We start from the raw sequence: 13,835 nt of genomic DNA, 5'->3' as shown, positions 1-13,835 counted from the left end.
TGGAAACTATGGAAAAAGTAAATAAACAAACATTTAAACGATTCTTTCAGTTGATCAGTAAAGAGCGCCCGATATTTTTTGGATTGATCATCTGCAGCTTGATCGGAAATGCTTTAGTGATCGCGATGCCCTTCATCATGGGGATCGCAATCGATGATTTACTCAAATTGATCAGCACATACGGAATCGGTCAAATCACCTTTGCTCAGGTAAAAGAAGCCTTGCTGGTACCCGTTTTGATCTTGATCGTCTTTTCGCTCTTCAGCAGTCTCACATCCTTTATCCAAGAACGTGTGATGGCTTCTTTAAGCGAAAAGATCACCTTGCGTGTGAGAAAAGAAGTCGCTAAGAAATTCAAAGCTTTACCGATGTCATTTTTTGATCAGCATCAGGTCGGTGATATTTTAAGCAGAACAACGACCAGCTTAAATCAGCTTTCACAAGTATTGCTGACTGGGATCAACCAGTTTTTCACCTCAATTTCAACCATTGTTTTTGCTGGAGTCATGCTGTTTTATATTGATGTAAAATTGACGTTGATCGTCGTTGTACTGATTGCGGGCAGTTCTTACTTGACCGGAAAAATTGCCAATAAAAACAAAGTTTTAGCGGAAAAAAGTCAAGCGGAGCTAGGGAACCTAAATAATAAAACTGAAGAATTTTTATCAGGGAATTTAGTGACCAAAACATTCAACCAGCAAAATCAGGCTAAACAGGTCATTTTTGAGACAAATCAAAAGCACTATCAGGCGTTTTTAAATGCTCAATTTATGAATTTTGCGATTTATCCTGCGATTCGCTTGATCAACCAGCTGGCCTTCATCATCAGCGGGATTTTTGGAGCATTTTTAGTCTTACAAGGAACGATCACTATCGGTTTGCTTCAAGCCTACTTACAGTATATCAATCAAATATCCGAACCAATTTCAACCGCTTCTTATGTGATCAATTCGATCCAAGCAGCCTTAGCCGCAGTTGATCGAATCTTTGAGATTCTAGATGAAAAAGAAGAGGTTCCCGAAAATCCAGTGCCAAAAAGGATCGAGCAGCCTCTTGGTAAGATCACTTTTGAACAGGTAAAATTTGGTTATACGAAAGAAAAAATCTTGATGAACCAAGTTGATTTTGCTGTCAAACCAAAACAAATGGTCGCGATCGTCGGTCCGACTGGGGCAGGCAAAACAACTTTAGTGAATTTACTGATGCGTTTTTATGAGTTGAATAGTGGCCGCATTACATTTGATGGTGTGGATATCACAGACCTTTCAAGAAGTAATTTACGTGGGATGTTCGGGATGGTTCTGCAAAATACTTGGCTATTTGAAGGAACGATCGCTGATAATATTGCCTATGGAAAAATGGATGCAACTCGAGAAGAAATCATCGAAGCTGCTAAAATTGCTCAATGTGATCATTTTATCCGTACTATGCCTAATGGTTACGACTCAATTATTTCTAGTGAAAACGGCTCTTTGTCACAAGGACAGCAACAACTGTTGACGATTGCCAGAATCATTTTAGCGAACCCGCCAGTGGTTATTTTAGATGAGGCAACCTCCAGTGTAGATACACGAACTGAAGCTCATATCCAAAAAGCGATGGACGAAGTAACGAACAATAGAACTAGTTTTGTGATCGCACATCGCTTGTCCACAATCGAAAATGCAGATTTGATCTTAGTAATGAAAGACGGCGACATCGTGGAGAAAGGAACACATATGGAATTACTTGCACAACCTTCACTTTACGCTTCTTTATATAATAGCCAATTTCAAGAAACTTAGTACTCAAAAAAACTGGAATAAAAGGCTAGCTCTTATGCATTGGAGCTAGCCTTTTTATTCCAGTCTTTTATTTTCTTAAAATCCTGCTTCTTCTAGAATCAAAAAAATATGAATACGATCAGCGAGTGCTGAACGACGAGTCAACGAAATGATATTACAAATACATTCTTCTTTTAAGCAATCTCCACAATTTCCTGTTTTGACACAAGGCGTCGTCTGTAATTCTAAGCGAAATGAATTTAGTGGTGCTGTTCTTTTTCTCACCATTTCAATGGTCGTTTCTAAACTGCCGTAAACCTTATTGACCCCTACAAAAGCAATCACCTTGTCAGGCCCGTAAGTCAATGCTGCCACTCGATTACCAACATTATCGATATTTACTAATACACCATCTTCACTGATTCCATTGACGCTTGTGAGATAATAGTCCGCTAAAAGGGACTGCTTCATCAATCGATGACGTTCTTCGAGATTTTCAGCTAAATCACGATCGATGATCGGCTGTTCTCTTTCGTAAAGGGCATCGATGATCCCAACTTGTCCTAAGGTTTGAGATCCTCCAAAAGCGACTGTTTTATCCCCTTCGATCAAGCTTAACGCTTGTTCTTTAGCCTCAGTTAAAGTACGACAAATCAACACATTGAAATTTCTACGAGTTAATTTTTTGCTAATGGATTTTGCTCGTATCTCTTGATATGTTTCTTGGTAGTTCATCTTACTCTCCTTCCTTATGTTCAGTTTATCGCTTCAAGTATCCGATCGCCTTGTTTATTTCACTGATGACGCTATCATCAGTCTCTTTTTCAAGCAACTCCTGTAGAACGGTCAACCATTTTTCGGTTTCTTTATTCCCTAATTTTCCGATAGCCCAAGCAGCAGTCCCTCGAATAACCGGCCGAACATCTTCTTTTGCACATAATAAAATTTCAGGTAAAGCACTACGATCTCCCAAATTAGCTAAGGCGATCAATGCATTACGCTGTAGCGGTTTTTTCCCACGCCACGATCCAGAAAGATGTCCAAAGGTTTCTTTGAATTCTTTGTTTGATAGACTCAGCATAGGTTTTAACTTAGGATAAACGATGTCAACTTCCGGCTCCATCTCTTCATGAAAATGGAAATCTTTCCCTCTATTATAAGGACAAACCAACTGACAAATATCACAGCCGTAAATGACATTGTGCATCTTCTTACGATATTCTTCAGGCATCATATCCTTCGTTTGGGTCTGATAGGACAAACATTTTTTAGCGTTCATGCTGCCATTTCCTAAAAGAGCTTGTGTCGGACAAGCTGTGATACAACGCATACAATCACCACAACCAAACGGGACCGGCTCATCGACTTCAAAATCAATATTCGTCACGATTTCGCCTAAATAAACAAAAGAACCAAATTCTTCTGTGATCAATAATCCATTTCGCCCAATAAAACCAAGTCCGGCTCTTTGTGCAACAGCTACATCAACTAATTCCCCTGTATCGACCTGAGGAGCAAAACGCCAATTTTCTGCTTCTTCCAGACCTTCAGCTTGAGACTGAATAAAATCGATCAATTTAGCTAAACGATCCTTCAATACATCATGATAATCGATGCCCCACGAAGCTCTGGCAAACATCCCCCGCTTCTCATCACGAGGAACCTTTCCGCTGATTTTTGTGGGATAGGCTAAGGCAATTGAAATAATCGTTTTAGGATTCTCGAACGTTTTCTCAGGGTAGATTCGTTCTTCTATTACTTGATGCTCAAAGCCAGAATTAAACCCAAGGGCTCGCTGTTCGTTTAGTGAATCTTCCAACTCATAAAATGGCTCAGCAGAAGCAAAACCGATTTTATCAATACCTAAGCGTTGACTTTCCGCAATAATCTTCTGTTTTAGTGACATAGTTCTCCTCTTCCCTAACATACTTATTGAAAGAAATAACAAACTCTAAATAGAAATCCTCACCATTTTATTTTTTTAAATCAATAATTTTATCTTTTTTTAATGTTCTGAAAAACTTATAAAACAAGGGTCAGAACGACTTATAATTACATTAAAACAAAAAAATAATATAATTTTAAAATAAAAAATGAATTTAATTATATAAATATGATAAAATGATTTGATGGCATTTTTGCCATTCACACACACTTTATCATGAATCATGGAGGAAATACATATGAAAAGAACAAATTTATCAGCAAAACATAAGCAAAAAGTAATACACAGCTTTTTGCTACTTTCACTTCTAGCCCCGATTCTCCTAGCGCCGACTGTTGTTTTTGCGGAAGATTTTACCGTTGAATCTGATCAAGAGACAACTATGCAAACACAGGAAAGTGAAGAAACGATCGAATCTACTAGTGAAACCACGATTGATTCTACAGAAACTTTAAGCACTGAAGAACCCGTTGAGCCAACACCTGCTACGGAGGAAGCAACTAGCTCTTCCACGTTAGAGTCAACTATTTCTTCAGATGAACTTATGCCTAAAGCGGCAGCATTTAGTGCTGACACGATAACGATTGCTGATCCATTTTTAAAACAAGATATCCTAAAATCTCTGGGATTGCCAGCTGACAGTGAGCTGACACAAACAGATATGGAAAAATTGACTTATCTTTCCTTAAGCTCTGCTCAAATCAGCAGTCTTTCTGGGTTAGAAACTGCTGTTAATCTAGCAACGATCTATATCAATACTAATAACGCGATCACAGATTTTAGTCCGCTAGAACAATTGACAGCATTAACTTATGTGACACTTCAAACAACCAGCTTAAACAGCACAAATTTTCCAGATTTGCGTAATAGCCCAGGTATTACAAACCTTTCTTTAGGAAGTACAAGTATCGATAATGATGTCTTACCAAAAATCGCCCAATTGACGAATTTAAAACGAATCTATCTTGATTCAAATATGGCCATCACAACAATTGAACCATTAAAAGCTCTACCAAATTTAACATCTCTTTCCGTTCAGTTTTGTGGTATCACTGATTTTACGGTCATCAATGATTTCCCTGTACTTTCTGACCTAGCTGCTTTCGGTCAAAATACAGGAAGAAATGATCCACCGACAATGATCGGTCGTTCAACATTAGATTATGATGCAGAAAATGAAACACTATTTATTCCTTTTTCAATGATGCCAAATCGAATGACGAATTTCGATGGTATTGTTCCGCCATTTACTACATCAAACTCTGCAAGTAATACTTACTTTGATTTGAACGGCGAGCAACTACCAGCATCTCGTTTGCAAATTACGGATCTGGGCATTACGATTTCAGGGATAAGCACAGAAGAGTTTACTGGAATCCATAGTTTTGAATATAATGCTCGTTTGAATAATCCTGCAGGCTCTTATGCAAAACCAGATGGATACAGTTTTTATGCGATTTCTTCGGGAACATATCTTCACCAATTCAATGTAGTTGAAGACGGTAAGCCTGTCACTATCAACTATCAAGACGACACTGGAAAAGAATTATTGCCAAGTGAAACTTTGAACGGTTTAGTTAGTGAATCCTTTGATATTCCTAGCAAAGAAATTTCTGGATATGAGTTGATCGATACGATTGGGAAGAAATCAGGTGTTTTCTCTGATCAAGAACAAGTCGTCACTTTCATTTATAAAAAGATACCTGATCCGATCATTGAAAAAACTGGGCGTGTCATCGTTCATTATGTCGATAATGATAATCAGACACTAAAAGATGATTTTATCTTATCGGGAACTGTAGGCGACAGCTTTTCTACAGAAAAAATAGCAATTGAGGGCTACGTGTTTAAAGAGGTCAAAGGAAATGAAACAGGGCTATTTACTAAAGAAGATCAGGTCGTTACTTATGTTTACACAATAAAAGATGGCAAACTTGAGCCCATTGTTCCTACGACTCCTTCTGAGCCAAAGGAACCCGTCAGTCCAACTAAAAAAACACCAACAAAATCGCCAAATGAAGAGGGAACGAATCCAGTAACATTCAAAAAAACAAGTAACGTCCTAAACAATACTATAACTGGCAAAAAATTCCCGGCAACAGGAGAACAAAGCAACTCTGGCTGGTTATGGTTAGGTTTAACGCTGCTGGTTATTGTTAATACGCTAGCTATGTTAACAAAGGTACGACAAGAAAAATAATGTTTGTTTAGCCAAAAACACTGAAAGGGATTCTTATCACGATCCCCTTCAGTGTTTTTCTTTTTTCAGGAGGAGCTGGAACTTGCTGCTTCTTCCTGTTTAACAAAATCGATTGCGATGACAACTAAAATAATCGTATGTTCAAGAGACTGCTCATAAATTTCAACTTCGTAAATATCGCCCCACGTAAACCACTTTTCATTGACCGCTGCGACCGCCTCTCCATTTTGTGAAATTTCAAAATGCTTCCCCCACCAATCACCTTGAATCGCCAGACTTTCAGACTCTATTCGATATTTTGCTTTGAAAAGTGTCAGCTGCTTTTCAATCACCATTTCTTCCTTTCCATCGACTGCTATAAAAAATTTAGGTAAGAAACTAAAGACCTTTTTGGTAATCGTGCCAATCACCTGATTATTCAGATCCTTGATCGTAAACACTTTAGGGATCGACAGGAAACTTCCTTCGACCATATATCGATCTTCCTGATGCTCATCTTTTACCGAAAAATGCCCGCCTAGACTAAATACTTTTTGTTTAATATAGAGCTTCTTCATTAAACGCTCTCCTTTTTTATGTGCTCTTACATTTATTTTCTTTTAATTCCCATTAAACGCTCCGCTGATCACTATTTTTCCTTGAGTATGCCCCGATTCCACTTCAGCTGTTGCTTTTCTTAGATTGTCTGCGTTGATCCCAGTATCATAGTTTTGCCAAAGTGTCGTTGTCAGCTTCCCTTGATCGATCAACTCTGCAATCTTAGCTAGAATCTTTCCCTGACTTTCAATCTGGTAATCGTTATCTGTTTTTGCAAACATGTATTCCCAGTCGAAGCTGATCGATTTATTTTTTAATTGTTTGATATCTACCGATCCTTCGAATTCAACAATCGTTCCGAGATGCCCAAATGGAGTAATTAGTTCTGTCAACAGTTCAAAATAGGGCTGAACATCAAAAAGGACAGCTGCATAATCGATCGTTTCGACTCCAAGCTTGTTTAACTCTACTTTAAGATCCTCATGATAATTTAAAGGATGATCCACTCTGTGGTCTTTTAACCAGTCAAATTTCGCCTGACTTGCTGTTGCATAGACTGTCATACCAGACCATTTTGCCAACTGAGTCAAAATCGATCCTACACCGCCTGCCCCATTGATCACTAGAATGGTTTTCCCTTGATTGCCATTTTCTTTTGGGAGCAGCCCAAATTTTTCAAAGAGTAATTCATAGGCTGTTAATGAAGTCAAAGGTAAAGCCGCAGCCTCGGCATCACTCAATGAAGCTGGTGCTGATGCTGCGATTCGCTCATCTACACGTTGGTATTCCTGATTGCTGCCTGCTCGTTTCGTCGTACCTGCATAAAACACTCGATCACTAACTTTAAATGCTGTCACTTCACTACCAATATCCACAACCTCTCCAATAGCATCGAAGCCTAATATAGTTAGATGCTCTGTCTTTTTACTCTTTTGTCGTAATTTCATATCCACTGGGTTTACAGAAACTGCTTTAACCTGCACTAGAAGATCATGTGGTTCAAGAGGCTGAATCGGTATCTCACTATCGACAAAGCTATCCGCAGCGTCGATCGGAAGCCCCTCAAAAAAGCCCACTGCCTTCATCAGATCATTCTCTTTCATCTTGTGTTTCCTCCCTTTAGTCCATTCTGTCCTCTTTCAGTATGAACCTATTCACACCGAATTTATACACATCTGCTCATTTACCTTACAAAAAAAGATACAAACGCTTTCTTAAGAAATTCTTAGGGTGGCTTGAACTGACATAACGTTAACTATACAATAAAAGAAATCTATTATAACTACAAATAATACCTCATGGATTTTTAATAAAGGAGGAAAAAGACGGCATGCTTGAATCCGCTCATAAAAAAATAACCTTACTGATCAACGAAATGGAAAAAGTCATCTTAGGCAAACGAGATGTTCTTCAATTGACTGTTACAGCATTTTTAGCTGGCGGTCATGTTTTACTAGAAGACGTTCCTGGTGTCGGCAAAACAATGATGGTCAAAACGTTGGCTAAAGCTACTCACGGACACTTTAAAAGAGTCCAGTTCACACCCGATCTATTGCCTAATGATATCTTAGGCGTCTCTATTTACAATACGGTGTCTCAAACCTTTGAGTTTCATAAAGGTCCTATTTTTACTACGGTCTTATTGGCTGATGAAATCAATCGAACCACACCGAAAACACAGGCCGCTCTATTAGAAGCGATGTCTGAAAATCATGTAACGATCGATAATCATACGCATACTCTAGATGAGCATTTTTTTGTGTTGGCCACACAAAATCCTTTGGAATACGAAGGAACTTATCCATTACCAGAAGCTCAATTAGATCGTTTCTTATTTAAACTCCATGTGGGGTATCCTGAATTTCCAGACGAATTAAAGTTATTGATGCACCCAACCGGAAATGATTTAGATCAGATTCAGCAAGTCATGGATACTGCTGATATCACTCAATTAAAAAAAATAGTCGACGACGTTTATGTCGATCCCCAAATTGCACGATACGCATTACAGCTTGTCCATAGTACCAGAAACCACGATGGGATCGCACTTGGCGTTAGTCCGCGAGGTGCATTGGCATTTATTCGTGCGGCGAAAGCATTTGCTTTAACAGAAGGACGGAGCTATGTTACACCTAATGATCTACAACAAATTTTACCAGCAACATTTGGGCATCGTATACTGCTGAAAGGCGGTCAGACACCTTCTGCGGATTACTTGGAGGAATTACTGATACAAGTTGTCCGTCGTGTTCCTGTGCCAGTTAGGAAATCCTAATGAAGCATAACAGATTCACGAAATTCACAAAGATCATCAGCATTTTACTTTTTTCATTTGTGATTTTTTTATATGTAGTGACTTTCAATAATTCGACAGGTTGGTGGCTTTTTTTCTTTTTGATCTTTTTACTCTTGTTTGATTTGCTAACATTGCTTCCATCTTTAAAGAAAATCGAGCTTCGTCTTACAGGAACGACTGTTTTTACAATGTCTGAACAAAACACGATCACAGGCGAACTTTTTCGCTATCGTCCAGTCTTAGTTCCACTCTTCTTTCTAGAATTATTTCCGGTTCTAAAAGGCCGTATTGAGCGACAACGATTCTATCTCTATTCTGGACAAAAAAAGGAGTTATCTTTTCGCTGGACACCTATGCAAAGAGGCTTTGATCAGCAATTGTCTTTTATTTTGATCAGCTCTGACTGGCTTGGGCTTTTCACAAAACAAATCACCATCGATGTAGCGGGTCCTTTGATCGTTCAGCCGGTGTTTCAAAAAGAGGCCGCCGAACAGTTATCTGAGCAATTGCTCATGATCCAGCCTAATTTTGCTGTGACTTTTGGTACACAAACGTTTATGATCCGAAATTTCCGCCCTTATCAGACAGGTGATCCACTGCATTCGATCGACTGGAAGCAAACGGGGAAGCGCAACGAACTGATCATCAAAGAATATGAACATGAATTAGATGTAGACACTTACTTTTTATTTTACGGCATCGCTCATCAGCAATTCGAAGAGATTCTTTCACTCTATTATTCGTTGATCCAGCTACTCAACAATAAACAAGCTTTTGAGCAAGTAATTCTAGCAAATACTCCTGCTGAAGCACCACAAGCTTATCTCATGAGCTCTATTGAGCCGTTATCAGAAGAACCTGATTTACCTGCTTTTACAAATAAAAAATTGGTAGTTTTCAGTCCTACATCAACCCCTCGCTTAGACCAGCAGTTAAAAAACTGGGATCGGACTAACGAAACTTTTTTAGTTACTTTTGAGGGTGACACCTTACACTTGATTTGGCAAGATCAGATCATTCCAATTAATAAAGGGGGCGATTTTATTGCAAAGTAGAATCAAAGAAAAGTGGCTTTTTGCGCTCTTAAGCTTTTTAATGCTTACAACAACTGCACTCCCTTTTTTGAAAGTCTATCATCTAAACCAGGCACAGACACCTTTTCTGATCAGCATGATTGCAGTGATTTGTATGATTACTTTGATCATCAAAAAGCTATTAATAAAAATACCCTTGTATTTTATTTTCTATTTCTTTACCTTGTACCGTTATTTCCCTTTGGACGAGCTGTTCGGTTTCAAATGGTTACTCCATTTTTTTGAACGCTTTGATCAAACCTATCTGAAAATGTTGTCAGGAGAATTCAATTATTTACCTGATATCGTAGCATTGGTATTGATTTTGTTTTTGCTGGTTCTTTTAGCGATTTTACTCATTCATTATGAGCGTTGGGCACTAAGTTATTTGCTATTGACTGGCTATTTATTGATGCTGGCTGCTTTCAATCGATTAAACTTAGGCATTCATGTCATCATCACAACAAGCGCTGCCGTTTTATTCTATAGCACAAAGCAGTCCTTTAAAGATCGATCAAAAAAAAGAACGCCCTTTATCCTTCTGAGTAGTCTGTTATTGGGTCTGACCGCTATCAGCGCTTATACGTTTCCGATCATTTTTCCAAAATCTAAAACGATTCTTTTCACGCAAACAACAGATATTCGAACTTTTTTGAATCGGCAAGGAGTTTATCAGAAGATCGAACAATATGGATTGAACGCTGCTTCAACAACGGGATTTAGCGATGATGATACTCAGCTTGGTGGTCCAATGTCTGATGATCGAACAATACTTTTTACAGCAGAACAATCGACAAAGCACTATTGGCGAGTAGAGACGAAAAATAATTACACGGGTAAAGGCTGGAACAATCTTGCCCAAACAACACCTTCTCCCTCGGGACAACCATTGATCATCTCTTCAAATCCTGAGTATCAAGGTACTTTCAATAAGCCTGAGACGATCACCTTATCGTTCGATACAGCCAAAGACTACCTCCCTTACCCATACGGCAAGAGTTCAATCGCTTTCGAGGAAATCGGGCAAACAGAGCAAATCGAACAAAAAAATCGTTTTGTGCTCTCAGAGCAGCCAGCGAGTATTCATTTAACTTGGGAAGAAATAGATTTTTCAGTCGAGCATTTACAGCAAGCAGCTTTCTCCGATACTCTGGATTTACAAACAACACAACTGCCTGTTAGGCTGCCGGAACGAATAAAAACATTGGCTCTTTCCTTAACAGAAGATCAAGAAACATTATATGGAAAAGTGAAAGCAATCGAAGATTACTTAAAAACAAATGGCGGTTATCGCTACTCTAAAGTGGATGCTTCCTATACACCAGAAGATAAGGATTATGTGGATACCTTTCTTTTTGAATCAAAAGTCGGCTATTGCGATAATTTTTCCAGTGCGATGACTATTTTACTTCGCTCAATCGATATTCCCAGTCGCTGGGCAAAAGGGTTTAGTGCTGGTGAATTGACGACAAACACTGCAGGAAAAAAGGCTGTTTATACGATCAGAAACAGCGATGCACATTCATGGCCGGAGGTTTATTTTGAAGGCTACGGTTGGGTCCCATTTGAACCTACTCCCGGATTTACCAATAATGTTCGTTCAACGACACTTACAGAAAATTCAACCCTTCCTGTTGAATCTAGCAGTGTTGAAAAGGACGCCACACCTTTAAGTAGTAATGAAGAAAATCGGGCTACTGAAAACAGCGCAACAACTGCTACAGCAGTAGAAAAAAATAAAAACAATGCTGGCATCTCGCCCTCTCTACTAAAGAAGAGCTTGGTCGGTCTCGTCTTGATCATTCTTTTTATTACAGGTTATTTTTTGAGGAAGTATTTTTTTGTTCTTTCTTTCAGAATCTACCTTGCTGTTTATCCAAAACAATTTACCAGCGCCTATCTGAAGTTATTAAAAAAAGCAGAACAGCTTGTACCTCGATCAGAAAATGAAGCCTTGATTCATTTCGCTGAACGATTAGAAAATAATTATCCTCAATGCCATGGAAGCTTCTATCGATTAACAGAACTCTATGAAAAAGAGCTGTACGGCGGACGTGAGGCGATAAAATCGGATTATACAAGCCTTTTGCTTCATACGGCAAACTTGTTAGCGTCGTTTAAAAAGAGATAACCTCTTTCACTTGTCTTGCATTTTAGCTGTATTTAGATAAAAATAGTAGATAGTCTATTCTTGTTATGAAGGAGTTCTACTATGAAAAAATTAGCTATTGTGGGCGGCGGGATCATCGGTTTGACCCTTGCCAATTACCTTGATTTAACAAAGTATGATGTAACACTTTTTGATGATCCAACAGGCCAAGCAACGAGAGCCAGTGCAGGGATCATTTCTCCCTGGTTATCAAAACGGCGCAACAAAAAATGGTATCATTTAGCTAAAAACGGGGCTGCCTTTTATCCTAAATTGATTCAAGACTTTTCTTTACCTCTCTCGGTTTATCAACAATCTGGAACATTGATCCTACGTAAAGATGGAGAATTGGAGCCCTTAAGGATATTAGCAGAAGAACGCAAACAAGAGGCTCCAGAAATCGGTGAGATTCAATTACTGGACGCTGCAGAAGTCACTGCCAAATTGCCTTTGTTAAAGGCGCTTCCCGCTCTTTCGATTTCAGGCGGTGGCAAATTGGACGGAGCAAATTATTTAGCTATCATGCGGCAACACGCCGCACGCAAAAACATCACCTTACACACCGGCTCAGTCAAAATAGATCGTAAGAAAGATCACTGGCTGATTTACAAAACAGATCAGCCAGAAGCCTTTGATGCAATTGCGATTTGCGCAGGTCCCGGCTTATCTGCTTTATTAGCCCCACTAGGTTATAAAGCAGATATTCGAGCACAGAAAGGACAATTACTGTCCTTTGAAACGCCGTATAAAGATAGCGGAAACTGGCCTGTTGCTATGTTGGATGGTGAGAGTGACTTGATTCCTTTTGAAAATGGAAAAATCTTGATCGGTGCAACACATGAAAATACCGCTGGCTTTGATTTGACACCAACAAAAGAAGCTTTCATTCAGCTAAAACAAAAATCAGTACCCTTTTTATCTTCTCCAACTTTTTTTGAAGAGCATGCTTCTTCTTATCGTGTTGGTACCAGAGCTTACACCTCAGATTTCGCGCCATTTTTCAATTGTCTGCCAGATGATCCGACTGCCGTCGTTGCCAGCGGTTTAGGTTCCTCCGGTTTGACAACAGGACCTTATATAGGGTTTCTCTTGGCTCAGTATTTTAATAATGATGCACAGGATTGGTTGGATTATCAAAAACCGATCAGTACTTATATTTCAAAAGAATAGTAAAAAAGTGAGGATGGATGAGTGCGGGACAAAACTAAAAATCAGTTTTGTTTCGCACTCTAAATCTTAATAAACGGTGGAAACAGAAGCAACTCCTTCGGAAATAAGCTGAAATTCACAAAAATTTGAAGAGCAATTTTCGTGAATTTCCTCTTATTTCTCGGAGCTTGACACTTCTGTCCCATCCTCTTCATCCTCACTTTTTTCTACGGGAAAAATAGTTTTGAGTTCCGTAAATAAGGTTCATCATAGGTTAGAATCAACTCTTTCAAAAATAGCCAAAGCTGATCATTCTCTAAAGAAAAATCATCCAGCAACTTACTGTATGTCTTTCGTTCCTCAGCTGTCGCCAGTTTTTTAAAATAGCCCCAAACGTGCTGATAAGCATTCAATTTACTTCCTTTATCATCAGGCAGCGTCAGTGCATGCTGAAGGTACGATTGAAACAAGGCTTCTTTTTCTTCATTCCACTCTTTTCCAGACACTAATTTTCGAATCGCATTATAATCATTTTGTGACTTTGATAGAATCAAATATTTTAAAGATGCCCACTCTTGCTGTTTTTTTGTCATTTCTTTCAATTGATCACGTTCTTTCTTTTGCATTAATTTAACTTATTCGCTATCTTTTAATCTATATTATGAAAATAAAATGATATAAAAACACTTTTTTTTTATAGCTTAATCATGAAAATCTATGAAA

The 13,835-nt window shown here is 38.7% G+C and carries 11 protein-coding genes; 6 read left to right on the top strand and 5 right to left on the bottom strand.

Annotated features, from left to right (window positions below):
* The first annotated feature begins 8 nt into the window (after positions 1–8).
* Complete coding sequence (locus IGI58_RS10465) at positions 9–1,784, top strand: ABC transporter ATP-binding protein (RefSeq protein ID WP_429955317.1); 1,776 nt, start codon at positions 9–11, stop codon at positions 1,782–1,784.
* Between the two features lie 75 nt (positions 1,785–1,859).
* On the opposite strand, the gene IGI58_RS10460 is transcribed toward IGI58_RS10465, so the two are convergent.
* Positions 1,860–2,498 carry a lactate utilization protein gene (locus tag IGI58_RS10460; RefSeq protein WP_429953465.1) on the bottom strand — a complete coding sequence of 213 codons (639 nt, stop codon included), beginning with the start codon at positions 2,496–2,498 and terminating at the stop codon, positions 1,860–1,862.
* 25 nt (positions 2,499–2,523) lie between these two features.
* Positions 2,524–3,669 (bottom strand): tRNA epoxyqueuosine(34) reductase QueG, encoded by a 1,146-nt coding sequence (gene queG / locus IGI58_RS10455; protein WP_429953466.1) that lies wholly within the window; start codon positions 3,667–3,669, stop codon positions 2,524–2,526.
* 277 nt (positions 3,670–3,946) lie between these two features.
* Here queG and IGI58_RS10450 point away from each other — a divergent pair, with 277 nt between their 5' ends.
* A complete protein-coding gene (locus IGI58_RS10450; protein WP_429953467.1) occupies positions 3,947–5,908 on the top strand; it encodes a MucBP domain-containing protein in 1,962 nt (653 codons plus the stop codon).
* Between the two features lie 65 nt (positions 5,909–5,973).
* Here IGI58_RS10450 and IGI58_RS10445 read toward each other — a convergent pair whose 3' ends face one another.
* The gene (locus IGI58_RS10445; RefSeq protein WP_429953468.1) at positions 5,974–6,465 is read right to left on the bottom strand and encodes an LURP-one-related/scramblase family protein; all 492 of its coding nucleotides are present in this window, start codon (positions 6,463–6,465) and stop codon (positions 5,974–5,976) included.
* A 42-nt stretch (positions 6,466–6,507) separates the two neighbouring features.
* Positions 6,508–7,548, bottom strand: a complete 1,041-nt coding sequence (locus IGI58_RS10440; RefSeq protein ID WP_429953469.1) for a zinc-binding alcohol dehydrogenase family protein — start codon at positions 7,546–7,548, stop codon at positions 6,508–6,510.
* A 227-nt stretch (positions 7,549–7,775) separates the two neighbouring features.
* On the opposite strand from IGI58_RS10440, the gene IGI58_RS10435 reads away from it, so the two are divergent.
* The 4 genes from IGI58_RS10435 to IGI58_RS10420 all read left to right on the top strand — a co-directional run bounded on the left by IGI58_RS10435 (position 7,776) and on the right by IGI58_RS10420 (position 13,133).
* Positions 7,776–8,720 carry an AAA family ATPase gene (locus tag IGI58_RS10435; RefSeq protein ID WP_429953470.1) on the top strand — a complete coding sequence of 315 codons (945 nt, stop codon included), beginning with the start codon at positions 7,776–7,778 and terminating at the stop codon, positions 8,718–8,720.
* Positions 8,720–9,796: a DUF58 domain-containing protein gene (locus IGI58_RS10430; RefSeq protein WP_429953471.1), complete on the top strand. Its 1,077-nt coding sequence runs from the start codon at positions 8,720–8,722 to the stop codon at positions 9,794–9,796. Before IGI58_RS10435 ends, IGI58_RS10430 begins: the two co-directional genes overlap by 1 nt.
* Positions 9,786–11,945, top strand: a complete 2,160-nt coding sequence (locus IGI58_RS10425; protein ID WP_429953472.1) for a DUF4129 domain-containing transglutaminase family protein — start codon at positions 9,786–9,788, stop codon at positions 11,943–11,945. Before IGI58_RS10430 ends, IGI58_RS10425 begins: the two co-directional genes overlap by 11 nt.
* An 81-nt stretch (positions 11,946–12,026) precedes the next feature.
* A complete protein-coding gene (locus IGI58_RS10420; RefSeq protein WP_429953473.1) occupies positions 12,027–13,133 on the top strand; it encodes an NAD(P)/FAD-dependent oxidoreductase in 1,107 nt (368 codons plus the stop codon).
* Between the two features lie 206 nt (positions 13,134–13,339).
* Here the strand turns inward: IGI58_RS10420 and IGI58_RS10415 are convergent, their stop codons facing one another.
* Positions 13,340–13,738 carry a YbgA family protein gene (locus IGI58_RS10415; protein ID WP_225533455.1) on the bottom strand — a complete coding sequence of 133 codons (399 nt, stop codon included), beginning with the start codon at positions 13,736–13,738 and terminating at the stop codon, positions 13,340–13,342.
* Positions 13,739–13,835: the final 97 nt, after the last annotated feature.

It is taken from the genome of Enterococcus sp. AZ020 (genome assembly GCF_050499205.1).
In the GTDB taxonomy this organism is placed as follows: domain Bacteria; phylum Bacillota; class Bacilli; order Lactobacillales; family Enterococcaceae; genus Enterococcus_L; species Enterococcus_L dunnyi.
The sequence above is the reverse complement of the archived record's forward strand: the minus strand, read 5'-3'. Positions and strand labels throughout refer to the sequence as shown.

What these genes read in the sequence shown, in the direction of transcription:
- IGI58_RS10440 (WP_429953469.1), bottom strand. Translation starts at nt 7,548, where the DNA reads ATGAAAGAGAATGATCTGATGAAGGCAGTGGGCTTTTTTGAGGGGCTT.
- IGI58_RS10415 (WP_225533455.1), bottom strand. Translation starts at nt 13,738, where the DNA reads ATGCAAAAGAAAGAACGTGATCAATTGAAAGAAATGACAAAAAAACAG.
- queG (WP_429953466.1), bottom strand. Translation starts at nt 3,669, where the DNA reads ATGTCACTAAAACAGAAGATTATTGCGGAAAGTCAACGCTTAGGTATT.
- IGI58_RS10465 (WP_429955317.1), top strand. Translation starts at nt 9, where the DNA reads ATGGAAAAAGTAAATAAACAAACATTTAAACGATTCTTTCAGTTGATC.
- IGI58_RS10450 (WP_429953467.1), top strand. Translation starts at nt 3,947, where the DNA reads ATGAAAAGAACAAATTTATCAGCAAAACATAAGCAAAAAGTAATACAC.
- IGI58_RS10430 (WP_429953471.1), top strand. Translation starts at nt 8,720, where the DNA reads ATGAAGCATAACAGATTCACGAAATTCACAAAGATCATCAGCATTTTA.
- IGI58_RS10445 (WP_429953468.1), bottom strand. Translation starts at nt 6,465, where the DNA reads ATGAAGAAGCTCTATATTAAACAAAAAGTATTTAGTCTAGGCGGGCAT.
- IGI58_RS10420 (WP_429953473.1), top strand. Translation starts at nt 12,027, where the DNA reads ATGAAAAAATTAGCTATTGTGGGCGGCGGGATCATCGGTTTGACCCTT.
- IGI58_RS10435 (WP_429953470.1), top strand. Translation starts at nt 7,776, where the DNA reads ATGCTTGAATCCGCTCATAAAAAAATAACCTTACTGATCAACGAAATG.
- IGI58_RS10460 (WP_429953465.1), bottom strand. Translation starts at nt 2,498, where the DNA reads ATGAACTACCAAGAAACATATCAAGAGATACGAGCAAAATCCATTAGC.